Below are 24,189 nucleotides of genomic sequence, written 5' to 3'. Positions count from 1 at the left end.
GGCTCGTTCTTCACTCAAAGGCGTAGTCGGCGGGAACCATCTGCGTCTCGATGGCGAAGGTGACCTCGTCGCCGAGTTCGGGAATGGCGAAGTCCAGACCCCATTCGCTGCGCTTGATGCTGCCGGTCGCCGAGAAGCCGATCTTCGGCACGCCCATCATCGGGTGCTCGGCCATCGAGCCGTTGAAGGTGACGTCGAGTTTCGCCGGATGCGTCTCGCCCCGGAAGGTCAAGAGACCCTCGACGGTGCCCGTCTTCTCGCCCGTCACATGAACGCTTTTCGAGACGAAGGTGATGGGCTTGTCCGCCAGGAACGTCTCCTCGCCGCCGATTTCCCTGTCGAAGTCCACCTTCTCCGGCCAGGGATAGTCGGTGCGGACCGAAAGCGGATCGATGGTGACCGAGAGCGCCGAGGCCTCAGGCCTTTCCGGCTTCCAGTCGAGGCGCGCATCGACCCTGGTGAAGCGCGCCGTATAGTGCGACAGACCGGAATGGTTGAACGACCAGTTGAAGCTCGAATGCGATGGGTCGGTCTTGTAGGCGCCGCCCGGCGCCGGGTCGGTGGGGGCGGCAAATACGGCGGTGCTCAGGCCAAATGCGAAGGCGAATGCGGTGATGCGAAGCATGGATGTTTCCTTGGCTGCAGGGTGATACGAGGCGGGCTCAGGCGGCCTTGTCGCGGCCGATGGCCTGAAGGCGCTCGAAGACACGGGCCGGATTTGGAACGTCGAGATCGAACACGATCCCGAACGTATCGGCGAGCTGGTCGGCGCTGGTGATGCGCTGCTCGGTGAGGCTTGCCGCCGTCACCCGACGCAGACAGTCGTTCTGCAGGGCGACATAGCCGTCCGCCGTGTGTCGCAGGATCGCGAGCGCATTGGTGAAAGGTGAGCCGGGATCCTGCATCAGCCAGCCCTGCGTGGCGACCATCGCGGCCTCGTCGCTATGGTCGGGCCGGAAGTCGAAGCTCTTCGCGATGCCGCGCACATGGTTGTTGAAGCGCAGCCAGCCGCCGTCGGCCGGCACGATCGAGAAGTCGAAGCCGCGCTGGCTGATCGGTCCGGCGGCAAGCGGAACCGGCTCGACGATGGCATCCGCGATGCCGACCTCGGCGAGGTAGGCGCGATCGAGATCGACCCGCAGCGTCAGGTGATTGCCGATGGCGACATCGCCGAGCCTTTCCCGGTCGACGCCGCCGCAAAGACGGGTCACGCGGAAGCCGAGGGCAGCAAGCGCGGCGCCGAAGAGGCCGTTCATCTCGTAGCACCAGCCGCCGCGCCGCCCCTCGACCATCTTTGCGAAGGCCGCGGCCGGGGCGACAGAGGACGGCCAGCCCATGAAGGCGTCCAGCGCCTCCCAGGTGAAGGTCATCAGATGGGCGCGGTGCAGCCGCGACAGGCTTGCGATATCAAGGCGGGCCGGCCGCTCCATTCCGGTGCGGGCGAGATAGGCGTCGAGCTGCGCGGCAGTCAGGGTCATTGCGTTTTCGTTCGAAGGCGCGTGCGTCATCCTTCGGTCTCCTTTCGATGGACCGTTGTCCGGGTTCCGATGTTGGTTTGAGAAGGTTCAGGCGACCTTGCGGTCGTCGTCGGGCGGGAAGGTCAGGCCGAAATCCTTCGCAAGGGATGCGATCTCTTCGGGCGTCCCGGGCTTGCAGAGTTCGACGATCGGAAAGAAGCTTTCGAAGCCACCCGGCGTGACGACGACCATCAGGCGCCCCTCCGTCTGCCCGACATTGCAGAAGCGGTGCGGCACGCCGCGCGGCAGGGCGATGCAGCCGCCTTCCGTCAATTCGACATAGTCGCCGGCGCACCAGAAGCCGAAGCGGCCGGCAAGGACGCGGAAAAATTCGTCCTCGCGCTCGTGCACATGCAGCGGCGGCCCCTCGCCGGCCGGCACGAATGCCTCGAACATGCCGAGCGAACCGCCCGTATTGGCCGCCATCATGCGGATGACATGCCTGCCGAATGCCATGGCCGGCGTCCCGTGCCCGGAAGGCGATATCGCCGCGTGGGTGAAGTTTTTCATCTCGTTCTCCAGGTTCGGGCCGCACCGATGCAGCCTCTCTTGCGGCCGGATACAGAAATCGCGTCCCCGCCCCGGCATCCGGAGCGTGGTTCGATGTCTTTCTCGCAGGCGGCACGAGCCGCCGATGACGCGCAGATGATGGTTAGCCAGGCCGTCCAGCCGGTACGCTTTCCCTATAGCGCGGCCTGGAAAACGGCGTTCCTAAATGAATGTGCAAGCCGTGCCTAATATCCTAAAAGTTTGCTAAGAATGGCGGGGACACGCAGCAGGGGATGGCAGTGCGGCTCGACGACAGGCTTATCGACTTTTTCAATCGACCGCTGATGTGCATCGTCGCGGCAGCCGACGCGGCGCGCCGGCCATCGGCCGGGCGCGGCATCGGTTTCCGGCTCCTCGAAGACCGCGAGACGATCGACGTCATGTTTTCCGCCTGGCAATGGCCGCGGCTCGAAACCTGCATTCAGCAGACGGAGCGGCTTGCCGCCACCTTCGTCAGCCCATCGGACTATGTCAGCTTCCAGCTCAAGGGCTCTGCCACGATGCGGAACACAGAGCCACGTGACCTCGAACATGCCGGCCGGTTCATCGTGGCGGCGACGAACGAGCTCGAGTCGCTCGGCGTCTCCGGCCATCTCATCACGCCGTGGCTGACCGCGCGGGAGGTGCGGGTCGCCCGGCTTGCGATCAGCGAAATCTATGTACAGACCCCCGGGCCCCTCGCCGGCATGCTGGCAGGCGCGAGGTCCTGATGAGCTTGCGTCTTTCCGACCTTTCCGCCTGCTTCGAGGGTGTCATCCCCTCCATCATCGCCACCGCCTCGGCCGATGGCATGCCGAACATTTCCTATCTTTCCCATGTGGTGCGGATGGATGAGGAGCACGTCGCGCTCTCCAACCAGTTCTTCGCCAAGACGGCGGCGAATGTGCGCGCCAATCCCAAGGTCACGCTGATCCTCGTCGACGGCTTCACCGGCGACCAGTTCCTGCTCGACATCGGCTTCGTGCGCTCCGTCGATGCCGGACCGCTCTTCGACAAGATCGCCCGCCAGTTGAAAGCAAGCAGCGCGCAGGTCGGCATGTCGGACGTCATGCGGCTGAAAAGCGCCGATATCTTCCGCGTGCACGGTATCGAGAAGGTCCCATCGCCGGTGGAGACCATGCCGGCGATGGGAGGCCGGCCTCCCGTGAGCCTTCCCGCCCTTTCGGCGGCGATCAAGGCCATCGAGCGACAGGCCGAGGCGGACGAGATCATCGACAGCCTGCTGTGCGGCGTCGAACATGTTCTCGGATACGGCAATGCGCTCGTGCTGATCCACGACGGCCACCGCGGCTGCCTGATCACCACCGGCAGCATCGGCTATCCGCGCTCGGGGCTCGGCTCGGAGATCGCCGGCAGCGAGGGCATGATCGGTGCCGCGGCGACGAGCGGCCAGACGGTCAAGGTCAGCGACATGAGTCGTGTGCGCCGGTTTGGCGAAGCTATCGGCCTCGACGCGGAGAAAGAGGAAGAGGCGACACGCAGCATCGCCTTCCCGCACCTGCCGACCGTCATGAGCCAGATCGCCGTTCCGATGCTTGCCCGCGGCGCCGTGACGGGCGTGCTTTTCGTCGAAAGCGAGCAGCGGCTGGCCTTCCGCGAGGAAGACGAGGCGGCTCTCGAAATCCTGGCGGGACAGGCAGCGAGCGCTCTGAGGGCCAGCGAGCGGGAAGCGGCCGCCACCGAACCGGGGCAGGCGCTCCCCCTGCCCCGGTTCGGTGGCGGCCGGGAAATTCGCGTCGCCCATCACCGTTTCGACGATAGCGTCTTCATCGACGGCACCTATATCGTGAAGGGCGTTGCCGGCATGCTGCTGCGCCTCATGCTGGAATGGCACCTGAACGAGGGGCGCAGCGAATTCACGAACCGGGAAATGCGGCTTGCCGCCGGCGCCCGTATGCCGGAAATCAAGGACAATCTCGAAACCCGCCTCCTCCTGCTCAGACGCCGGCTCGAGGAAAAGCAGGCGCCCGTCCGCCTCGTTCGCGTCGGCAGGGGCCGCGTCCGGCTGGAGGCGGAAGGACCGCTCGTCCTCGACGCCGCCGCGGGCGATCAGCCACACGGTGGCGCCGCAATGTGAAATAGAACCGCGGGCGGGCATGTTTGTCCGCGCCCCGGCGAAAGGCCTGTGCTATCTGGAGGAAACGATTCTTCAGTAGATTGTCCCATGAGCCCCAAGACCCGCGGCTATCTCTTTGCCTTCCTGGCGATCTGCATCTTTGCCGGCCAGGATGCGATCACCAAGTATCTCGGCGATCGCTATCCGGCGCTCTTCATCACCATGATACGGTTCTGGGCGTTCGCGCTCTTCGTGTTCGGCTTTGCCGCCACCTCGCCGGGCGGCGTAAGGGCGGCCATCCGCACGCGGCGGCCCTGGCTGCAGATCGTCCGCGGGCTCCTGCTCGTTGCGGAGATCGTCATCATCGTCTTTTCCTATGTGCATGCCGGGCTGGCCATGAGCCAGTCGATCTTCCAGGCGACGCCGCTGATCATCACCGTCCTGTCGATCCCCCTTCTCGGGGAAGCCGTCGGCTGGCGCCGCGGTACGGCGGTGCTGATCGGCCTTCTCGGGGTGCTGGTGATCATCAATCCCGTCGACATCCATTTCGACATGTCGCTGCTCCTGCCGCTGGCCGCATCGGTGCTGTTCGCGCTCTACAGCATCGCGACGCGCGCGGTGAGCCGCGAGGATACGGCGGTGACGAGCCTCTTCTATGCCGGCGTCGCCGGCGCCGTGGCGATCTCGCTGATCGGGCCGTTCTACTGGAGCACGGTAAAGCCTTCCGACTGGTTCGCCCTTGCTGCGCTCTGCGTCTGCGGCACCCTCAGCCACTATTTCCTCATCCGCGCCTACGGGCTGCTGCCGGCCGCCGAAGTCCAGCCGGTGACCTATTTCCAACTGGTCCTCAACGTCATCGTCGCCGTCAGCCTCTTCGGCGAGAACGTCACGCTGAACATGGTCATCGGCGCCCTCATCGTCGTCGGCGCCGGCCTCTTCACCATCTGGCGCGAACACCAACTGGCAAAGCGGTCGTAGCTCAAGACTCTGTGGGGCGCCGAAACCAGATCGGGCGTGTCGAGAGTTAGACCGGCATCATGCGGCCAGGAAGTCCGCCATCTCGACCTTGTAGAAGGTCTTCGTCCGCGGACCGGCCAGAATGGGGTCGATCCGGCGCACGCATTCCTGATAGTGCGGCGTCTTGCGATGCTCGTCGAGCGCTTCGGACGACCTGAACACCTCGTAGATGACGAAGCTGTGCTCATCCTCGGGATTGCGCAGCACATCGAAACGCAGGTTGCCCGGCTCCAGCCGCGTGCCCTCGTAATTGATGCGGAAGGCCTCCAGAAATTCATCGGCGTGGCCCGGTTTGACATTGATGCTGACCATCTGGATGAGCATGTTGTAATCCTTGTTGCGTTGTATCAATGATGAAAGGTCAAAGGCCCGGCGCTTTCCACATGGCCGTGGTGACGCCCTCGTCGACGAGCTGGCGTTGCAGCGCATAGGCCCGCGCCCAGCGTTCGCCGGCCTCGTCGTAGATGGCCTTGTGCGCGAAATTCGGCTCGAAGCGCCTGTCCCAGCGCACCCAGCCCTCGGCCGCCTCGACGAAATCGCGGCGAAGGCCGATGCCGATGGCGGCGGAGGCCGCGCAGCCAAGCGCCGTCGCCTCCTTGACGACGGGGGTAACGACCGGAAGGCCCGTCGCGTCGGACAGGATCTGCGACCAGTGGGCCGATTTCGAAGCGCCGGCGGCGAAGACGATCTTGTCCGGCTTCTTGCCGGAGAGCTTGAAGATGGCCGAAAGGTTGCGGGCCGCGACGATGGCAGCGTTTTCCTGCAAGGCGCGGAAGATCGCGGCCTTGCCGGACTTTTCCGGGTCGATGGACAGGTTCAGCAGCGACGGGGCCGCATGGTACCAGTTGCCGTAATGCATGACGTCGGAGAAGACCGGGATGATGCCGTAGGCGCCGACGGGCACGCCCGCCGCCTTCTCCTCCAGCAGCCGGTAGGCATCGCCACCCGGCCCGGCCGCGGCCACTTCCTCCGCGCCAAAACTGTCGCGGAACCAGCGCATGACGATGCCGACGAAGAAGCTGATCGCCTCGGCCTGGTTGAGACCGGTCACGACATGCGGGTTGATGCGCAGGTCCATCGACGGGTCGGAGACGGCGGGGCCGACATTGACCACCTGCTGCCAGAAGGTGCCGCCGAGCACCGCGCAGTCGCCCTCGTTGACGACGCCGATGGCCGCAGCCCCGCTCTGGCAATCGCCGCCGCCCACGACGACCGGCGTGCCGGCGGCAAGGCCGGTCTCGTCCGCCGCCTTTTCGGTGACGCGACCGATGACCGTGCCCGGCTCGACGCTCTCGGGGAAGATGTCCTCGCGCATGCCGGCCTTCGCCATGGCCTCCGGCAACCAGTCGCGTTTCGTCAGGCTGTAGAGGCCGGTGGTGCCGGCATTGGAGGGATCGCTGGCGATGACGCCGGAAAGGCGCGCCAGAACCCAGTCGGAGAGCATGCTGATCCGGTCGATGCGGGCATAGACGTCCGGCAGGTTGCGCTTCAGCCAGAGAAGGCGCGGCAGGGCGCCGAGCGCGAAGGTCTGGCCGGTCTCGGCATAGAGGTCGCGTTCGAGGCCGGGGAATTCGCGTTTCAGGTCGCGCACTTCGCTGACGGCACGGCTGTCGACATTGGCGCAGGCCCAGATCTCCCGTCCGCTGCGGTCATAGGCGACGATGGCCTCGCGCATGCTGGTGGCGCTGACGGCGCGGATATCGGCGGCCGCGATGCCGGCCTCGGATATCGCCTGCCGGATGGCGCGCGACAGCAGCGACCAGTTGCCTTCCACGTCGAAATCCATGGAGCCGGGAAAACGCGGATCGGCCTTGTGCCACCATTCGTGCTGGGCGCTGGCGATCTGGTTGCCGTTCTCGTCGAAGATGACGGCGCGGCCGCTGCCGGTGCCGGCGTCGACGGCCAGCAGGTATGAAGTCGTCATGGGTTCAGTCCTTGATCTCGATGAGGCCGGCGGCCGTCGTTTCGTCGGTGATGAGGATGCCGACGAATTTTCCGCGCAGCGCCGCGTGGATGGCCCCGACCTTGTGAATGCCGCCCGCCGCCGCCACGACCTTTTCGGCGCGCGACAGCGCCGCAAGCTTCACGCCGATCACCCGGTCGTGCAGCGGCAGATCGAGCGGTTCGCCGCGCTCGTTGTAGAACTGGCAGAGGATATCGCCGACCGCGCCCTTGCGGCGCAGCGGCTCCACCTCGTCGGGGCTGACATAGCCCGAACGCACGACGGTGGATGCGGCGGAAAGCTCGCCGATGCCGACGAGCTGGTAGGTGGCGTTGAGCGCCATGTCGAGGAGGTTGGCGACCGCCGGCTCCGAGGAAAGATTGCGCGCCACGTCGGGGTCGCGCACGACGAGGGGCGCGGGCACCAGATGCACGCCGCTGCCCCAATTGGCCGTGCGCATGCCGTCGACATAGGTGCCGACGCCGCCGGTGAGGCTGACGAGGCCGATATTGCGCTCGTTGGCGAGATGGCCGAGCCGCTGGATGGTGTTGGATACGGTAGCGCCCCAGCCGACCGCCAGAAGGTCGTCCGTCTGCAAGCTTTGCATGAGGAACTGCGCGGCCGCCTGCCCCAGCCGGTCGCTCGGGTCCTGATCGGGAAGCTGCGGCACGACATAGGCCTCAAGCAGCCCGTAGCGCTCCTTGATCTGCCGCTCCAAGGCAAGGCAGCCCTGGTAGCGCGAATTGATGCGCACCTGGATGATGCCCGAGCGCCGGCCGCTTTCGAGCAGGCGCGAGACCTTGATGCGCGACATGTTGAGCTTTTCACCGATCTCGTTCTGCGTCAGCCCGTCGTTGTAGTAATACCAGGCGATACGGGTGAGAATCTCCTCATCCGTATCGGCGTAGCTCCATTCCCCGTTGTCAGTCGCCATGCAAGCGGCCCTTTCGGTCGATTTCTGATCATTTGAATAACAAAAAAACTTTTGATACGTCAACATATCCGTGCGGCGAAAAATTCTTTGCAGCCGCAATTCCTTGATTTCCGCAGATAAATCATATTTTGCAGCGCAATATCGGCCTTGCATGCTCGTGCCGCGCGATTTGAGCATATTGACGACCTCGCATCACTATGATCACATGATTGGCATGAATTACATATGAACAGGTGCAGAATGACGGGTAGCCCGGCGGCCGGGAGGGTCGCGACGCTGACGGACATCTGGAAGTCCTACGGTGCCGTTCCGGTGCTGAAGGGTGTCTCGCTCGCCTTGCAGGCCGGGGAAGTGCACGCGCTTCTCGGCGGCAACGGCGCCGGCAAATCGAGCCTCATGAAGATCATGTCGGGCGTCATCCCGGCCAATTCCGGTGCGATCGAGATCAATGGCCGGCCGCTCGCCCATGCCTCACCGGCCCATGCGCAGGACCTCGGCCTCTATCTGGTTCCGCAGGAAGCGCATATCCTGCCCAACCAGAGCGTCCTCGAAAACATCTGCCTCGGCCTTGCCGCCTCGCCCAAGGCGTTGCGCCCGCGCGTCGAACAGCTCGTCGCCGAGCTCTCCGTCTCGCTCGACCTCGACGCCCAGGCCGCCGCCCTCGAAATCGCCGAGCGGCAGATCGTCGAGATCCTGCGCGGCCTCGTGCGCGATGCGCGCGTGCTGATCCTCGACGAGCCGACCTCCGCCCTCACCCCCTTCGAGACGAACGCGCTCTTCCAGCGCGTGCGCAAATTGCAGGCGCAGGGCGTCGGCATCTTCTTCATCTCGCACAAGCTGCGCGAGATCCGCGAGATCTGCGGCACGATCAGCGTACTGCGCGACGGCGTCATCGTGCTTTCCGGCCCGCTCGACAGCTACAGCGACGCCGAGATCATCGGCGCGATGAGCCGCGTACAGATCACGGAGGCCTCGGGCAAAGACCGCACCGGCCGCAAGGTCTCGCAGATCGGCCAGCCGCGCCTCAGCGTGCGCGGCCTCAGCGGCGAGGGCTTCCGCAATATCAGCCTCGACGTCCGGGCCGGCGAGATTCTCGGCCTTGCCGGCGTCGTCGGCGCGGGGCGCACGGAATTCGCCGAAACGCTCTTCGGCCTGCGCCCCCAGACGGCGGGCAGCGTCGTCTTCGACGGAGCGGAACTGAAGAAGCGTTCGCCGCGCCTCTGCATCGATCGCGGCCTCGTCTACCTGCCGGAAGACCGCCAGCAGCACGGCCTCTTCCTCGAAGCGCCGCTCTTCTGGAACGTCTCGTCCTATCTCGTGCATCGCCTGCCCTTCTTCCTGCGCCCCGGCGCGGAACGGAAGGCCTTCGACGAATTCCGCTCCAGCATGGGCATCAAGTGCACCGGCCCCGGCCAGGAGGCGCGCGGCCTTTCGGGCGGCAACCAGCAGAAGGTGCTGCTGGCCAAATGCATGTCGGCCCGGCCGAAGGTGCTGATCCTCGACGAACCGACGCGCGGCGTCGACGTCGCGGCCCGCAATGACATCTACGACCTCATCCGCAAGCTCGCCGCCGAGGGCGTCGCCATCGTCCTCATCTCCTCGGATTTCGACGAGATCGAGCAGCTCGCCGACCGCGTCGAGGTCATGGCCTTCGGCCAGTCCGGCGGGGAACTGACGGACGACATCTCGGTGGACGCCATCGCCCGCCTTGCCTTCGGTGCTTCGGAGGCTCGCCATGCTTGACCTTTTCGCGCGCAATCGTGTCGCAACGCTCATCGCCGTTCTGGTCGTCGCCTATGCCGCCATCGGCGCGGCCGCGCCCGGCTATCTCTCCGGCGCGACGGCCTCGGTCGTCGTCTCCAACAGCCTCGTGCTGATGCTCATCTCGCTCGGCACGATGATCGTCATCCTGACACGCAACATCGACGTTTCCAGCGGCTCGGTGCTCGGCCTCAGCGCCGCCGTGCTAGGCCTATCGCTCAATGCCGGCCTCGACTTGCCGCTCGCCATCGCCTTCTGCCTCATGACGGGGGCCGCAGCCGGCGCCTTCAACGGGCTGATGGTCGCCTATCTCGGCATTCCCTCCATCGTCGCCACGCTCGGCACGCTCGGCCTCTACCGCGGCATCATGCTCGTGCTAACCGGCGGACGCTGGATCGAAGACCTGCCGCAAAACCTCAAGGCGCTGGCCGGCAATCTCGGCGCCGGCTTCTCCGCGCTCACCGTCGTCGTGCTCGTTCTCGTCGTGCTTACATGGCTCGTGCTGCGCAAGACGCGCTTCGGCCGCTATTTCTACGCCGTCGGCGACAACCGCGCCGCCGCGCACCATCTCGGCGTGCCGGTGAAGCGCGTGCAATTCACCGCTTTCGTCGCGACCGGCATCTGCGCCGCGCTCGCCGGCCTCGTCTTCGCCGCGCAGATCGGCTTCATTCCCAACCAGGCCGGCAACGGCATCGAGCTGAAGGCCATCGCCGTCAATGTGCTCGGCGGGGTGAGCCTGCTCGGCGGCACCGGCTCGGTCGCGGGCGTCTTTTCCGCGGTCATTTTCATCACCTCCATCGACAGCGCGCTCGTCTTCCTGAAAATTCCCGCCTACTGGAACGACTTCATCGCCGGCGCGATCCTGCTCTCGGTGCTGCTGCTCGACGGGCGTATCCGCCAGATCATCGACCGCCGCATCCGCGCCCGCCGCTATGCCGTGCACGAGCGCGGCCCCGCCCAATCCGCTGAAACGACAACGGCGCGCACCGTGGAGGCCGGCCAATGAAAAAGCTCATCTTCCGGTGGGAAACCGCTCTCCTTGCCATGCTCGTCGCCGAGCTTGCCATTTTCGGCATCGTCAATCCGCGCTTCCTCAATGTCGCAAACCTGATCTATGGCACCTCGGACTTCGTGCAGATCGGCATCGTCGCCCTGCCGCTGACCCTTGTCATCATCGCCGGCGGCATCGACGTCTCCTTCGCATCGGTGATCGGCCTTGCCGCCATCGTCTTCGGCGTCGCCACTTTCTACGGCGTGCCGCTGCCGCTTTCGATCGCGCTGGCGCTTGTTTCGGGCGCGCTCTGCGGCCTTCTCAACGCCACCGTCATCCACCTGTCGAAGATCCAGCCGCTCGTCGTCACGCTCGGCAGCCTCTATCTCTTCCAGGGCACGGCGACAGTCGCTTCCGGCCTCGTCGGCGCAGGCGGCTATGAGGGCATCGGCAACTTCCCGGAAGCCTTCAACGCCTTCGGCTATGCGGAAGTCCTCGGTCTTCCGGCCCCGTTCGCGCTGTTCCTCGCGCTCGCCTTCGTGCTGGTCGTGCTCCTGCATTTCACCCGCTTCGGCCGCGCCGTGTTCCTTTCGGGCCAGTCGGAAAGCGCGGCGCGCTTCGCCGGCATTCCCGTCGGCCGCGTGCAGACGATCACCTATGTCATCACGGGCCTTTCCGCCGCCATCGCCGGCCTCGTCATGTCGGCCTATTTCGGCTCCGCACGTGTCGACCTCGGTTCGGCGACACTGCTGCCGGCCGTCACCGCGGCCGTGCTCGGCGGCGCCTCCATCTACGGCGGCCAGGGTTCCATCCTCGGCACCCTGATCGCCACATTCGTCATCGGCTACCTGCAGCAGGGCCTGCAGGCGGCCGGCGTCCCCAGCCAGATTTCCAGCGCACTTTCGGGAGGGTTGCTGGTTATCGCGGTCGCATTGCGCCACGGAAGCGCAATGCTGGCCGATTTCATCGCCGTCGCCCGGCAGAAAAGACAGAACCGGGCGGCAGTCACTTCAGGAGGAGAATGAGAATGATCAAGAATATCATGAAATCCGGCGCCGTCGCCGCGGCACTTCTTGCCGGCACCATGCTCGCCTCGGGCACGGCCCATGCCGAAAACCAGATCGCCTTCATCCCCAAGCTGGTGGGCGTCGGCTTCTTCACTTCCGGCGGCGCCGGCGCGACGAAGGCCGGCGAGGAACTTGGCGTCAAGGTCACCTATGACGGCCCGACGGAGCCCAGCGTTTCCGGCCAGGTGCAGTTCATCAACAACTTCGTCAACCAGGGCTACAACGCCCTCATCGTCTCCTCCGTCTCGCCGGACGGCCTGTGCCCGGCGCTGAAGCGCGCGATGGATCGCGGCGTGCTCGTCATGACCTGGGATAGCGACGTCAACCCGGATTGCCGCAGCTACTACATCAACCAGGGCACGCCCGAGCAGCTCGGCGGCCTGCTGGTCGACATGGCCGCAGAAGGCGTGACGAAGGAAAAGGCCAAGGTCGCCTTCTTCTATTCCAGCCCCACCGTGACCGACCAGAACGCCTGGGCGGAAGCCGCCAAGGCGAAGATCGCCAAGGAGCATCCGGGCTGGGAGATCGTCACCACCCAGTACGGCTACAACGACGCGCAGAAGTCGCTGCAGACGGCTGAAAGCATCCTCCAGACCTATCCGGACCTCGACGCGATCATCGCGCCCGACGCCAACGCCCTGCCGGCCGCAGCACAGGCAGCGGAGAACCTGAAGCGCGCCGAGGGCGTCACCATCGTCGGCTTCTCCACGCCGAACGTCATGCGCCCCTATATCGAGCGCGGCACGATCCAGCGCTTCGGCCTGTGGGACGTCACGCAGCAGGGCAAGATCTCGGTCTACGTCGCCGATCACGTCCTGAAGAACGGCCCGATGAAGGTCGGCGACAAGCTGGAAATCCCCGGCGTCGGCACCGTTGAGGTCTCGGCCAACAAGGTACAGGGCTACGACTACGAAGCCGACGGCAACGGCATCATCCTGCTGCCGGAGCGTACCGTCTTCACCAAGGACAACATCGCCAACTTCGACTTCTGATAACGCACGAACGGCGGGCGGCTCCGGCTGCCCGCCGCTTTCATTTCAAGGACAGGACAATCCGCATGAAAAGCCGCTGGAACGACGAGGACGCAGCACGTTACGTGGAGGCCGCGCTGGAAGCCGGACAGAGCGAGGCCCTCGGCCTTCGCATCTATACCTCCCGCATCATCGGCGGCGATCCGGACCTCGTGCTGCATGGCGGCGGCAACACCTCCGTTAAGGTGACCTCGGCCGACGGCGAAGCCCTCATGCACATCAAGGGCAGCGGCTGGGATCTCGACACGATCGAGGCGCCGGGCCTGCCGGCCGTCCGTCTCGCCCCGCTGCTCGAAGCCCGCAACGGCCCCAAGCTCTCCGACCCCGACATGGTCGCCCTGCTGCGCGCCAGCCTCATCGAGGCGGACGCGCCGAACCCCTCCGTCGAAGCGCTGCTCCATGCCTTCCTGCCCTTCGCCTTCGTCGACCATACGCATGCGACGGCGATCCTCGCCTTAGCCGACCAGCCCGACATGCGCGAGACGGTCAGCCGCGTCTATGGCGAGCGCCTCGCCTATGTGCCCTATGTCATGCCCGGCTTCGACCTCTCCATCGTCGCCGACCGCATCTACCGCGACCATCCGGGCTGTGAAGGCCTCTGGCTGGAGAACCACGGCCTCTTCACCTTCGCCGGCGACGCCCGCGCCTCCTACGAGCTGATGATCGAATTCGTCACCATGGCGGAAGAGGAGCTGGCGCGTAAGGGCATCACGCTTTCCGGCCCACAGCCGAGCGACGGCGCGGAGGACACGGCGCTGACGGCGCGGCTCGAAGCTGCGCTTACCCGCGACGGCTCGCCCTTCGCCAGGGGCGTCTTCCTCGACTATCGCTCCACCGCCGCGATCCGCGAGCATGCCGGAAAGGAAAACGTCGAGGCGATCGGCCTGCGCGGCACCGTCACGCCGGATCACGTCATCCGCATCAAGCCCTGGCCGATGATCATCGAGGCCGGTGCGGACGAGGCCGCGATCGACGCAGCGCTTGCAGCCTATGCCGACCGCTACCGCGCCTATTTCGCGCGCAACGCCACCCGCACCGACGAGCCGAAGCAGATGCTGGACGTCTATCCGCGCCTCGTTCTGGTCCGCGGCAAGGGCATCTATGCCCTCGGCGCCAGTGCGAAGGCAGCCGGGATCGGCGGCGACCTCTGCGAGCAGGCGACCCGCGCCATCAACGCCGCCGAAGCCTACGGCCGCTTCACGCCCATCGGCGAGGCGGACCTGTTCGACATGGAATACTGGTCACTGGAACAGGCAAAGCTGAAGGTCGCCGCTCAATAGCGTCTTTCCGTCACGCCCGGCTGGACGGGAAGACGATCGAGCTGCCCAGCAAGCGGATTTCCGCTTCGAGAAAGGCCGGAACCTCGGGATCGGGCGGCGGTGCGGTGCCATTGTGAAAGGCATTGACGATCCCGGCGAGGCAGGCGTGCAGTTGCGCTGCGCCCTCCTTGCCGAACAGTTCTTCCGCCAGAGCGGCATTTTCCCCTGTCGCCGATGCGGCCTCGATCCGCCAGCCGGCGGCGAGCAGGCGGTAGGCGAGGCGCTGGGTGGCGACGACGGCGGGCCAGAGCGGTTCCGTCGTGGCGCGGCTTTCCGCACCGCTTCCGGCCGCCGCATCGTAGCTTTGCAGCAGCAGGATTATGTGATGCTGCAGGTTGCGCCGGGCACCGCGCACGCTCGTCGTATCGGCATCGCCGGTCGCAAGATGCTGGGCGACCAGATCGATCGCCCCCCAGGTCCGAAACAATTCCTGCGAGATCGCCCGTTTCGTTCCCCGTTTCGCCAGAAGCAGGAACGCCGCGACACCGATCGCGCAGCCGAGAAAGGTATCTTCCGCGCGAACCCAGACCTGATGGGGAATATCGGCCACCGGATGACCGCCGGAAGCGATAGTGAGGGCAATCGCCGTGATGAAGACGACCGCGAGCCCGTAATTGCGCAGCACCAGCAATTCGATGATGAACTGGAGGAGGGCAATCGTGGCCGCGAACCACAGTCCTTCGGGATGAAGATACAGGACGACGCCGGCGAGGACCGTGCCGATCAGGGTGCCGCCGACCCGCTGGATTCCCCGTTGCAGCATCGTCGCCCGGTCGAGGCCCTGGTAGAGCATCAGCACGGCGGCGGCGGTGATCCAGTAGGCATGCTCGATGTTCGTCAACCAGCCGAAGAGCCCGCTCACCGCCGAGGCCACCGCCACCCGCAGGCCGATCTCGAATGCCTGCGCGCCCGGGCGCGCACCCTCCTTCAGGAGCTGCCAGCCGCTGACGCGGCCGAGCGGGATATGGCCGGGATTGGTGACGTCCACCGGCATCGCCCCCTGCCGGGCAATTGCCCGCACGCGCTCGACATTGGCCTGTGGGATCGGTTCGCCCGCTCCCACCGCATTGATCGCCTCGGCGAAGATCATGTGCAGTTCCCGGCCCTCGGCGCGCAGCCGCGACAGGGTTCCGTTCGGGCGAGGCTGCACGGGCTGCTGGCTGACCAGCACCGTCCATGCGAGATGCAGCGCGATGGCCGCCTGATGCCGCGCCGCATCGCCGCCCGGCGTCGTCGCCGCGGCGAGAAAATCGCCGACCGCGCGGGCCGCCGCCTTGAGGGCCAGAACCTCGGGCCCGCGCGGGGCAAGGATCGCCCCCGCCATATGCAGCACCCAGGCGAAGGCCCCGCCGGCAAGGACGAGCGTGCCCACATGCCACCAGGACAGGTGCTCCGCCCCCATCGCCGTGCCGGCCGCGACCGCAAGCGTGAAGAGATAGGCCCCCGGCGGGGCGACTTTCAGCGCGCTGCACAGGAAGGCGGCAGCGGTCGCGAGCAAAGTGACCACCGGAACGGTCAGCCACTCCGTGCCGCCCGCCACCACGCCGATCATCACGGCAAGCGCGAACGACACCGCGATCGCGCCAAGATGAAAGGCGCGGTTCAGGAACGGCCGGTCGTTGCCGTAGACGGCGGTGAAGCCGCCGATCGTCGCCATCAGTCCCGCCGGCAGGTCCCCCGCCGCCCAGCCGATTGCAGCAGGCACGCCCATCGCAAGGGCTGCGCGCAGCGCAAACGGCCAGCGCCGGGCACCCGGCTTGTTCAGGGCGAACAGCGAGCGCAGCTGGAGCACGCGCGCCGCTGGCGATGGAAGATCGGGTTTTGCAATCGGATCGGGCATGAAAATTCCGGCGGGTTCGGCAGGCCGAAACTAGTTCGCCTCTTGCGGATTAACAATCGCATGGTTCAGGTTTTCCGGAGGTGACGCGGCGCGGCGACCTGCGGCCTGTTGGCGGTGATCCATTCGATGACGGCACGCGTCAGGAGCATGGTTTCTTCCGGCAGGCCGGGCCGCACATGGGCCACGAATTCGACATCGGGCAAAGGCGGCAATTGCGCATTGCCCGACGACGATTGCAGGTTGGCCGGGATCGAACTGGCATTCAGCGGGGTGACCGCAAGCCCTGCAGCGGCCATAGCCGTCAGGCTGCCGAGGCTGGGGCTGACGCTGGTGATCCTCCACGTGCAGTTCTGCGCGGCGAGCGCGGCAAGGGCGGCGTCCCTGTAGGGGCACGGTTCGGGAAACACGGCAATGGGAATGGGCGTCTCGGCATCGAGCGGGGTCCTTCCGAGCACCCATCGGAGCGGCTCGTTCCACAGATGCATACCGGGCTGGTCGCCCCGGCAGCGGCAGCCGACGATCAGGTCGAGTTCGCCCTTGTCCATGCTCTCGAGCAGCACCGCCGTGTTGGAAATATGGACTTCCAGCGTCCTTGCCGTGCGGGAATCCTGGAATTTCCGCAGCACCGCGGGCAGCCATGTGCTCGTCAGATCATCGGATGCGCCGATGCGCAGGTGAAGCGCGTTGCTGCTTCCCCGCATCAGGGTCCGGGCTTCTTCGCTCAGGCGCAGGATCGCCCGCGCATGGCCGAGCAGCGCCTGTCCCTGCGGCGTCAGGGCGACCGTGCGGGTGCTGCGCTCGAAAAGGGCGGTGCCCGCCTGTTCCTCCAGTCGCCGGATATGGGCGCTGACGGCGGATTGCGTCAGGTTCAACTGCTGCCCCGCCTTCGTGAAGCTCGACAGGCAGGCGACCGTTTCGAATGTCCGCAGCAGCACGATGTCGAACATCGATCCACCTCGTTCCGTCATCAATGACATGATGATAAATCGTTTCTCATGATCAATAAAGGCTGATTGACTTGCCCCGCCGGCAAAACGGGAGGTCAACCGCCGTGTCACTGGAAAGCTGGATACCCTTCGCCTTCGCCACCATGGCCTTCGCCTGCATGCCCGGGCCGGCCATTCTCTACATGTCGGCACAGACCCTTGCCCACGGCCACCGGGCCGGGCTGATGGCCGCCCTCGGCATCCATCTCGGCTGCTATATCCACATAGCCGGGGCCTCCATCGGCCTTGCCGCCCTCCTCCATCATGCGCCCGCGCTCTATACAGCCGTCAGGACGGCCGGCGCGCTCTATATGCTCTGGCTGGGTGGCCGGATGATCGTTCCGCCCGGAGCGCGGGCGGAAACCGAAACGCGTTCGAGGCAAAGGAAGGTCCTGCACGACAGTATCGTGGTCGAGGTCCTCAATCCGAAGACCGCGCTCTTCTTCCTGACCTTCCTGCCGCAGTTCGTCGATCCCGCCGCGACGACGCCGGACTGGCTCCAGTTCCTGCTGCTGGGGGTCATCGTCAACGGCGCTTTCTCGCTGGGCGACCTCGCCTCGGTGGGTATCGCGTCCCTCGCCGCACCGCTCGTTTCCACGCCCGGCTCCGGTCTTTGGGTCTCGCGGATCAGTGGCTGCATCCTCGTCGGGCTCAGCCTTGCCATCATGTTGCGTATCCTGTGAGGCAAGCCCGGCCATGAACATGGGAGGAAACGGATGAACATCTCGACACACGCCTTCGCCGCGGCGCTCGCCGTCCTGCCGACGAGCATGCCCGCCATGGCGGCGGATCACCAATGGAAGACCTACACCAATGTCCGCTTCGGCTACAGCATCTGCTATCCGGCCGATCTCCTTGCTGCCCAGCCGGAGGCCGATAACGGCGATGGCCGCGTGTTCTCCGCGAAATCGGGCGCCGAATTGCGGGTCTGGGGTGGCTACAACGTGATGGAGCAGACCGCCGACGCCATCGTCTCGGACCTCGACAGCCCGGATGCCGTCGTCAGCTATCACCGAGCAAAAGAAAACTGGGCCGTCATCTCCGGCCGCGAGAACGGCAGGGTCTTCTATGCCAAGGCCCTGCTGAGACCGAATGGGCAAGATGATATCGACAGCCTTCACGTCTTCCGCCTGACATATCCGTTGGACGAGGCGAAGACCTACGAGGCCGTGGTCGCCAGACTGGCCACATGCTTCCGGCCCACCGGGTAACGGTTCCCACTTATGACGCCAAGGAGGAAGACATGAACCGGCTGCTGCTTGCAATGCCCCTCTTCGTTGCCGGACTGTACACCGCAGTTCCAGCCACCGCCGCGGAAAAGCTGTTTCCGCGGGCGACCGAAAGCGACGATCAGCTCAAGAAACTCTATGACGATGCAGGAGACATCTGCCTGCACAATCCCAGCGGAGACGTCCGGATCGCCGTCGCCTGCAAGGCGATGACGATCTACGGTGTCGCGCTCAATGAGAGGAACTGGTGCTACGGGCGCCGCAGCGAGGCGAATGCCGAGATGCGCTGGCATCGGTGCGGGGCAGATTCCGAGCGATTCACCCTCGATACGCTCACCGATTTTGGGAGGTAGACGCGATGCTGAAACCGGTCGCTATCTTCGTCGCCAGCCTTATCCTCCTCGTGCCGGTCTGCCTCTTTGCCGGATACGGGATCGGCGAGGTGATCGCCGCCTTCGTCTATCCGCCCGCCCCGCCCGCAACGGATGTCTACCGGGAGGATCGCGAACTCTTTGCCGGCATTTACGGCATCATGTTCATCGGCGGAGGCCTGTATGTCCTTTGCGCCGCCTTCGCCGTGTTTCGGCTGGTCAGGGCGATCCGCAGGAGCCGGGCGTAATCCCGGACGAAGGGCCCGTTTCCGCGCGCACCGCTCAGGGATGGTGCAGCACCGTCATCCCGCCATCGACCGTCAGGCAGGTGGCATTCATGAACGGGCATTCGTCCGAGATCATGAAGAGCGCCGCCTTGGCGATTTCCTCCGGCGTCGCGATGCGCCCGCCGGGATGGAGCTTCAGGGTCTCCGCCTCGGCTGCCGCAGGATCGGGGAAGCTGTTCCAGTAGTCCACGACCTTCTGCGTGCGCACATAGCCCGGAGCCAGCGCGTTCACCCGCACGCCCTGCCCGGCATATTCGAGGCCGAGGGCCTTGGTCATGCCGAGCAGGGCATGCTTGGCAACCGGATAGGGAAAGCTGTGGGGAACGATGGTGAAGGCATGGGTGGAGGCGATGTTGAGGATGACGCCGCCACCTTCCTCGATCAGGCCCGGCAGCACCGCGCGGCTGCAATTCCAGGCGCCCTTGAGATTGATGTCGAGGCAGCGCTGCCAGTCGGCATCGGAAAGCTTCAGCGGTTCGGAGAAGACATTGACGCCGGCATTGTTGACGAGCGCGTTCGGCCGGCCGATCTCCAGCGCCGCGGCCGCCACCGCACTCTCGATGGCCGCCATATCGGTGATATCGGCGGCCGCATGGCCGATCCGCCCGCCGGCCGCGCGCAGGCGCTCCGTCTCGGCGGAAAGCAGGCCGCCGTCGCGGTCGATCAGGAAGAGGCCCGCCCCTTCCGCAAGGAAGGCCTCGGCCATGGCAAGGCCGATGCCCTGCGCCGCGCCGGTGACGACGATCCGCTTGCCTTCGAGACGTCCTGCCATGTCGGTTCTCCTCAGCGGCCGTTCGACGAAGGATGATTGCGGACGGCGATCGCGATGTCGCGCGCGGCGATGTCGAGCATGCGGCGCGAGCATTCGCGGGCGGCTTGCCTGTCGCGAAGGCGCAGCGCCTCGACGAGCTGCCTGTGGATTTCCACCGCCTCGCCGCGCGCATCCGCCGCCTCGTTGGAGGTGTGCAGGGAAAATTCCAGCGCCGCCCGGATGATGCTGGCGAGCTGCATGAAGACCTGGTTGTGGCTCGCCTTCAGGAGCCCCGCGTGAAAGGCGACATCGGCCTTGGTGAAGGCTTCGAGGTCTCCCTCCGCATCGCGCATCTCCTCCCAGGCGCGCTCGATCTCGGCGACCTCCTGCAGCGTCGCCCGCTCGGCGGCGAATTCCGCGGCGAAGGGCTCGATGGCGCGGCGGGCGTCCAGCACACAGTTGAGGAGATCGAGTTCGAAGATGCGCGGACCGATCCATTCCAGCACCTGCTGGTCGAGGATGTTCCACTCCTCCTTCGGGCAGACGACCGTGCCGACGCGCGAGCGCCCGCGCACAAGCCCCTTGGATTCCAGGATCTTCAGCGATTCCCGGATGACCGTGCGGCTGACGCCGTAGCGCAGGCACAGCTCGTTCTCCGTCGGCAGGAAGGCGCCGACCGGGAAGACATCCGCGCAGATATCGGTCGCGATCGTCCGCGTCACGTTCTTCTGCACCCGGGGCCGGCGCACGCTCCCCTCGCCTTCGGACATATCCGGGCGCTCACTCTGTTGCTGCACGACCATTCTCCATCCCACTCAGCCTGCGATGCATTAACCGGTTTCAGCCGCGCTGGCGACGGCCGGTTTCGCGTCGATCCGACATCACTATCATACATCGATATTCAATTCATCATACAAAGACAATTGACGGATATGATGAAAAACCCTACACCAAGATCACTGCAGACGCAGTTGTTTTGGGAGAGAGACAATGGGCTTTATCAAGGCAGCCATCCTGGCTGGCACCGTCGCCGTATTCGCCGCAACCTCCGCCTTCGCCGCCGACGCCAAGATCGGCTTCATCGTGAAGCAGCCGGAAGAGCCGTGGTTCCAGGACGAATGGAAATTCGCCGACGTCGCCGCCAAGGAGAAGGGCTTCACCCTCGTCAAGATCGGCGCGGAAGACGGCGAGAAGGTTCAGTCGGCCATCGACAATCTCGGCGCGCAGGGCGCCCAGGGCTTCATCATCTGCACGCCGGACGTCAAGCTCGGCCCCGGCATCGTCGCCAAGGCCGCCGCCAACGATCTCAAGCTGATGACCGTCGACGACCGCCTCGTGAACGCCGATGGCAGCCCGATCGAGGACGTGCCGCATATGGGCATTTCCGCCACCAAGATCGGCGAGGCCGTCGGCCAGACGATCGTCGACGAGATCAAGAAGCGCGGTTGGGACATGAAGGACGTCGGCGCGATCCGCGTCTCCTACGACCAGCTCCCGACGGCCGTCGACCGTGTCGAGGGCGCACTCTCCGTGCTGAAGGCCGCCGGCTTCCCGGAAGCCAACATCTTCGACGCGCCCCAGGCCAAGACCGATACGGAAGCCGCCCTCAATGCCGCGACCGTCGTTCTCAACAAGAATGCCGGCATCAAGCACTGGGTCGCCGTGGGCCTCAATGACGAAGCCGTCCTCGGCGCGGTGCGCGCCACCGAAAGCGTCGGCATTGCCGCCGACAGCATGATCGGCGTCGGCATCGGCGGGGCGGACTCGGCGATCAACGAGTTCAAGAAGCCCGCGGCCACGGGCTTCTTCGGCACCGTGATCATTTCGCCGAAGCGCCACGGCTACGAGACCGCGCTCAACATGTATGACTGGGTCGCCAACGGCAAGGAACCGGAAAAGCTGATCCTGACCGCCGGCCAGATCGCGCTGCGCGACAATTACGAAACGGTTCGCAAGGACCTCGGCATCGAATAATCATCCTCTGAGGATGACCTCAGCCCGGCGGCGGCACAGTCGCCGGGCCTCTTTCGGGGTGCTGACATGACGGACTTTCTCGAATTCAGGGCGATATCCAAGGGATATCCCGGCGTGCAGGCGCTCGCCGACGTTTCCTTCTGCGTGAAGAAGGGCGCCGTGCATGGCCTGATGGGCGAAAACGGCGCGGGTAAATCCACCCTCATCCGCGTGCTCTCCGGCGATCAGTCCGCCGATGCCGGCGAGATCCTCATCGACGGCAAGGCGCAGCATTACCGCTCCGTGCGGGATGCCTTCGAGGCCGGTGTCATCGTCATCCATCAGGAACTCCAGCTCGTGCCCGAGTTGACGGTCGCCGAAAACCTCTGGCTCGGCCGCTTTCCCGGCAGGGTCGGCGTCATCGACCGCACGCGCCTCGTCGGTGCGGTCAAGGAGAAGCTGGCGGAGATAGGCATCGACATCGACCCCACCGCCAAGGTCGCTTCGCTTTCGATCGGCGAACGCCAGATGGTGGAGATCGCCAAGGCCGTGATGGCCGATGCGCGCGTCATCGCGCTGGACGAGCCCACCTCCTCGCTTTCCTCGCGCGAAAGCGAAATCCTCTTTGCGCTGATCGACCGCCTGCGCGCGCAGGGCAAGGTCATCCTCTACGTCTCGCACCGCCTCGACGAGATCTTCCGCCTGTGCGACAGCCTCACGGTGCTGCGCGACGGCAAGCTTGCCGCCCATCACCCCGCGATTGCCGAGATCACGCGCGAGCAGATCATCGCCGAAATGGTCGGCCGCGAGATTTCCAACATCTGGGGTTTTCGCCCGCGCCAGCGGGGTGCCGTGCGGCTGGAGGTCAAGGACCTTGCCGGCCGCAAGCTGCGCAACCCGATTGGCTTCTCCGTGCGCCAGGGCGAGATTCTCGGCTTCTTCGGCCTTATCGGCGCGGGCCGCAGCGAGATGGCGCGCCTCGTCTACGGTGCCGACAGCCGCCTGCAGGGCACCGTCAGCGTCGATGGCCGGGCAGTCGTGCCCGACAGTCCGCCGCACGCCATCCGCGCCGGCATCGTGCTCTGCCCGGAAGACCGCAAGTTCGACGGCATCGTGCAGGGCCGCAATATCGAGGAGAACATGGCGATCTCCTCGCGCCGCCATTTCTCCCCCTTCGGCATCCTCCAGCCGAAGAAGGAGGCGGAACTGGCCGAGCGCTTCATCGCCAAGCTGCGCGTGCGCACGCCCTCGCGCAAGCAGGACATCGTCAATCTGTCGGGCGGCAACCAGCAGAAGGTCATCCTCGGCCGCTGGCTTTCCGAACAGGGCGTGAAAGTCCTCATCATCGACGAGCCGACGCGCGGCATCGATGTCGGCGCCAAGTCGGAAATCTACGAAATCCTCTACGAGCTTGCCGGCCAGGGCATGGCGATCGTCGTCATATCGAGCGAACTGCCCGAGGTGATGGGCATAACCGACCGCATCATCGTCATGTGTCAGGGCCGGGTGGCTGCCGATATCGAGCGTGCCGATTTCGACGAGCGCCGTATCCTTGCCGCCGCTCTTCCCGATGTGGCCAATGCCAGCGAACTTCCAACACAGCAGGTCCAGTCGCGATGACGTCCTTGAAAAAACTCCTCCTCGGCGAGCAGGGCCTCGTCGTCATCTTCGCCATCGCCTTCGCCATCGTGGCGCTCACGGTTCCGAACTTCCTGACCGAGCGCAACATGCTGGGCCTGCTGCAATCGGTGGTCACCATCGGCATCGTCGCCTGCACGATGATGTTCTGCCTCGCCTCGCGCGACTTCGATCTGTCGGTCGGTTCGACCGTCGCCTTTTCCGGCATGATCGCCGTCATGGCCTCCAACGCCTCGGGCTCGATCGTCGTCGGCCTCGTCGCCGCGCTTCTGTGCGGCGGGGCGGTCGGCCTCATCAACGGCGTGGTCATCGCCCGCTTCCGCATCAACGCCCTCATCACGACGCTCGCCACCATGCAGATCGTGCGCGGCTTCGCGCTGATCGCCTCGGACGGCCGTGCCGTCGGCATCAACGATCCCGGCTTCTACCAGCTTGCCCTGTCGAAATTCCTCGGCATCCCGACACCGATCTGGGTCATGGCCGTCTTCTTCGTCATCTTCGGCTTCGTGCTGAACCGCACGGTCTTCGGCAAGAACACGCTGGCGATCGGCGGCAATCCCGAGGCCTCGCGGCTTGCCGGCGTCAATGTCTCCAACATGCGCATCTGGATCTTCGCGCTGCAGGGCTTCGTCTGCGCAGTGGCCGGCGTGTTGCTCGCCTCGCGCATCACCTCGGGCCAGCCGAATGCCGCCACGGGCCTCGAACTTTCGGTCATCTCGGCCTGCGTGCTCGGCGGCGTCTCGCTTGCCGGCGGCCGGGCGGCCATGACGGGCGTCATCGTCGGCGTGCTCATCATGGGCATTGCGGAGAACGTCATGAATCTCCTCAACATCCAGGCATTCTACCAATATGTCGTGCGCGGCCTCATCCTGCTGCTCGCCGTGCTGCTCGACAACCTCCGCTCGGCAGCCGCCGGCCGGCGGACCTGACAGGCCTCACCCATCTTGCAA

The 24,189-nt window shown here is 65.5% G+C and carries 25 protein-coding genes; 15 read left to right on the top strand and 10 right to left on the bottom strand.

The genetic code is table 11. The annotated features are described in order from the left end of the window. Positions 1–10: 10 nt before the first annotated feature. Genes DSD28_RS06760 through DSD28_RS06750 form a run of 3 tightly spaced genes read right to left on the bottom strand, consistent with a single transcriptional unit; the run spans position 11 to position 2,027 of the window. Positions 11–625, bottom strand: a complete 615-nt coding sequence (locus DSD28_RS06760; RefSeq protein WP_119255617.1) for a YceI family protein — start codon at positions 623–625, stop codon at positions 11–13. A 37-nt stretch (positions 626–662) separates the two neighbouring features. Then, complete coding sequence (locus DSD28_RS06755; RefSeq protein ID WP_119255616.1) at positions 663–1,508, bottom strand: arylamine N-acetyltransferase family protein; 846 nt, start codon at positions 1,506–1,508, stop codon at positions 663–665. 57 nt (positions 1,509–1,565) lie between these two features. Beyond that, positions 1,566–2,027 carry a cupin domain-containing protein gene (locus DSD28_RS06750; RefSeq protein WP_119255615.1) on the bottom strand — a complete coding sequence of 154 codons (462 nt, stop codon included), beginning with the start codon at positions 2,025–2,027 and terminating at the stop codon, positions 1,566–1,568. Positions 2,028–2,299: 272 nt separating this feature from the next. Here DSD28_RS06750 and DSD28_RS06745 point away from each other — a divergent pair, with 272 nt between their 5' ends. The 3 genes from DSD28_RS06745 (at position 2,300) to DSD28_RS06735 (ending at position 5,100) form a co-directional block, all read left to right on the top strand. Next, the gene (locus tag DSD28_RS06745; protein ID WP_162911280.1) at positions 2,300–2,776 is read left to right on the top strand and encodes a pyridoxamine 5'-phosphate oxidase family protein; all 477 of its coding nucleotides are present in this window, start codon (positions 2,300–2,302) and stop codon (positions 2,774–2,776) included. After that, positions 2,776–4,143 carry a GAF domain-containing protein gene (locus DSD28_RS06740; RefSeq protein WP_119255614.1) on the top strand — a complete coding sequence of 456 codons (1,368 nt, stop codon included), beginning with the start codon at positions 2,776–2,778 and terminating at the stop codon, positions 4,141–4,143. The genes DSD28_RS06745 and DSD28_RS06740 overlap by 1 nt, the downstream gene beginning before the upstream one ends. Before the next feature lie 87 nt (positions 4,144–4,230). After that, positions 4,231–5,100: a DMT family transporter gene (locus DSD28_RS06735; protein ID WP_119255613.1), complete on the top strand. Its 870-nt coding sequence runs from the start codon at positions 4,231–4,233 to the stop codon at positions 5,098–5,100. Positions 5,101–5,157: 57 nt separating this feature from the next. On the opposite strand, the gene DSD28_RS06730 is transcribed toward DSD28_RS06735, so the two are convergent. The 3 genes from DSD28_RS06730 to DSD28_RS06720 are packed head-to-tail and all read right to left on the bottom strand — an operon-like array spanning position 5,158 to position 8,015. Then, a complete protein-coding gene (locus DSD28_RS06730; protein WP_119255932.1) occupies positions 5,158–5,463 on the bottom strand; it encodes an antibiotic biosynthesis monooxygenase in 306 nt (101 codons plus the stop codon). A 37-nt stretch (positions 5,464–5,500) separates the two neighbouring features. Continuing rightward, entirely contained in the window at positions 5,501–7,063 is a 1,563-nt protein-coding gene (gene lsrK, locus DSD28_RS06725; RefSeq protein ID WP_162911279.1) for an autoinducer-2 kinase, read from the bottom strand. A 4-nt stretch (positions 7,064–7,067) separates the two neighbouring features. Then, on the bottom strand, positions 7,068–8,015 hold the full coding sequence (locus DSD28_RS06720; protein ID WP_119255612.1) for a sugar-binding transcriptional regulator: 948 nt from the start codon (positions 8,013–8,015) through the stop codon (positions 7,068–7,070). A gap of 240 nt (positions 8,016–8,255) precedes the next feature. Here DSD28_RS06720 and lsrA point away from each other — a divergent pair, with 240 nt between their 5' ends. The 5 genes from lsrA (at position 8,256) to DSD28_RS06695 (ending at position 14,145) form a co-directional block, all read left to right on the top strand. Beyond that, positions 8,256–9,758 (top strand): autoinducer 2 ABC transporter ATP-binding protein LsrA, encoded by a 1,503-nt coding sequence (gene lsrA / locus DSD28_RS06715; protein ID WP_162911278.1) that lies wholly within the window; start codon positions 8,256–8,258, stop codon positions 9,756–9,758. Beyond that, on the top strand, positions 9,751–10,782 hold the full coding sequence (locus tag DSD28_RS06710; protein ID WP_119255610.1) for an ABC transporter permease subunit: 1,032 nt from the start codon (positions 9,751–9,753) through the stop codon (positions 10,780–10,782). The genes lsrA and DSD28_RS06710 overlap by 8 nt, the downstream gene beginning before the upstream one ends. Further along, a complete protein-coding gene (locus tag DSD28_RS06705; protein ID WP_119255609.1) occupies positions 10,779–11,792 on the top strand; it encodes an ABC transporter permease subunit in 1,014 nt (337 codons plus the stop codon). Before DSD28_RS06710 ends, DSD28_RS06705 begins: the two co-directional genes overlap by 4 nt. A gap of 2 nt (positions 11,793–11,794) precedes the next feature. Further along, positions 11,795–12,826: an autoinducer 2 ABC transporter substrate-binding protein LsrB gene (gene lsrB, locus DSD28_RS06700; RefSeq protein ID WP_119255608.1), complete on the top strand. Its 1,032-nt coding sequence runs from the start codon at positions 11,795–11,797 to the stop codon at positions 12,824–12,826. A gap of 65 nt (positions 12,827–12,891) precedes the next feature. Next, complete coding sequence (locus DSD28_RS06695; RefSeq protein WP_119255607.1) at positions 12,892–14,145, top strand: class II aldolase; 1,254 nt, start codon at positions 12,892–12,894, stop codon at positions 14,143–14,145. A gap of 10 nt (positions 14,146–14,155) precedes the next feature. Here the strand turns inward: DSD28_RS06695 and DSD28_RS06690 are convergent, their stop codons facing one another. Both DSD28_RS06690 and DSD28_RS06685 read right to left on the bottom strand, forming a co-directional pair. Continuing rightward, the gene (locus tag DSD28_RS06690) at positions 14,156–16,024 is read right to left on the bottom strand and encodes an FUSC family protein (RefSeq protein WP_119255606.1); all 1,869 of its coding nucleotides are present in this window, start codon (positions 16,022–16,024) and stop codon (positions 14,156–14,158) included. A gap of 65 nt (positions 16,025–16,089) precedes the next feature. Further along, on the bottom strand, positions 16,090–16,971 hold the full coding sequence (locus tag DSD28_RS06685; RefSeq protein WP_162911277.1) for a LysR family transcriptional regulator: 882 nt from the start codon (positions 16,969–16,971) through the stop codon (positions 16,090–16,092). A 143-nt stretch (positions 16,972–17,114) separates the two neighbouring features. Here DSD28_RS06685 and DSD28_RS06680 point away from each other — a divergent pair, with 143 nt between their 5' ends. From DSD28_RS06680 to DSD28_RS06665, 4 genes are read left to right on the top strand one after another with little or no spacing between them, the layout of a single operon-like run. Then, positions 17,115–17,693, top strand: a complete 579-nt coding sequence (locus DSD28_RS06680) for a LysE family translocator (RefSeq protein ID WP_119255604.1) — start codon at positions 17,115–17,117, stop codon at positions 17,691–17,693. Positions 17,694–17,726: 33 nt separating this feature from the next. Continuing rightward, the gene (locus DSD28_RS06675) at positions 17,727–18,221 is read left to right on the top strand and encodes a hypothetical protein (protein WP_119255603.1); all 495 of its coding nucleotides are present in this window, start codon (positions 17,727–17,729) and stop codon (positions 18,219–18,221) included. A gap of 32 nt (positions 18,222–18,253) precedes the next feature. Further along, positions 18,254–18,592, top strand: coding sequence for a hypothetical protein (locus DSD28_RS06670; protein ID WP_119255602.1), 339 nt, complete (start codon positions 18,254–18,256; stop codon positions 18,590–18,592). A 5-nt stretch (positions 18,593–18,597) separates the two neighbouring features. Beyond that, positions 18,598–18,858 carry a hypothetical protein gene (locus tag DSD28_RS06665; protein WP_119255601.1) on the top strand — a complete coding sequence of 87 codons (261 nt, stop codon included), beginning with the start codon at positions 18,598–18,600 and terminating at the stop codon, positions 18,856–18,858. Between the two features lie 34 nt (positions 18,859–18,892). Here DSD28_RS06665 and DSD28_RS06660 read toward each other — a convergent pair whose 3' ends face one another. Together DSD28_RS06660 and DSD28_RS06655 are read right to left on the bottom strand one after the other, a co-directional pair. Beyond that, positions 18,893–19,669 (bottom strand): SDR family oxidoreductase, encoded by a 777-nt coding sequence (locus tag DSD28_RS06660; RefSeq protein ID WP_119255600.1) that lies wholly within the window; start codon positions 19,667–19,669, stop codon positions 18,893–18,895. 11 nt (positions 19,670–19,680) lie between these two features. Then, the gene (locus DSD28_RS06655; RefSeq protein WP_413251204.1) at positions 19,681–20,418 is read right to left on the bottom strand and encodes a FadR/GntR family transcriptional regulator; all 738 of its coding nucleotides are present in this window, start codon (positions 20,416–20,418) and stop codon (positions 19,681–19,683) included. Between the two features lie 220 nt (positions 20,419–20,638). Here DSD28_RS06655 and DSD28_RS06650 point away from each other — a divergent pair, with 220 nt between their 5' ends. The 3 genes from DSD28_RS06650 (at position 20,639) to araH (ending at position 24,168) form a co-directional block, all read left to right on the top strand. Further along, positions 20,639–21,622 carry an arabinose ABC transporter substrate-binding protein gene (locus DSD28_RS06650; protein WP_119255598.1) on the top strand — a complete coding sequence of 328 codons (984 nt, stop codon included), beginning with the start codon at positions 20,639–20,641 and terminating at the stop codon, positions 21,620–21,622. Positions 21,623–21,688: 66 nt separating this feature from the next. Beyond that, the gene (gene araG, locus DSD28_RS06645; protein WP_119255597.1) at positions 21,689–23,221 is read left to right on the top strand and encodes an L-arabinose ABC transporter ATP-binding protein AraG; all 1,533 of its coding nucleotides are present in this window, start codon (positions 21,689–21,691) and stop codon (positions 23,219–23,221) included. Further along, positions 23,218–24,168: an L-arabinose ABC transporter permease AraH gene (gene araH, locus DSD28_RS06640; RefSeq protein ID WP_119255596.1), complete on the top strand. Its 951-nt coding sequence runs from the start codon at positions 23,218–23,220 to the stop codon at positions 24,166–24,168. Before araG ends, araH begins: the two co-directional genes overlap by 4 nt. The last annotated feature ends 21 nt before the right edge of the window (positions 24,169–24,189 follow it).

Source organism: Shinella zoogloeoides (assembly GCF_003574625.1).
GTDB classification, from domain to species: Bacteria; Pseudomonadota; Alphaproteobacteria; order Rhizobiales; family Rhizobiaceae; genus Shinella; species Shinella zoogloeoides_A.
This window is presented reverse-complemented; position numbering and strand designations above follow the sequence as displayed.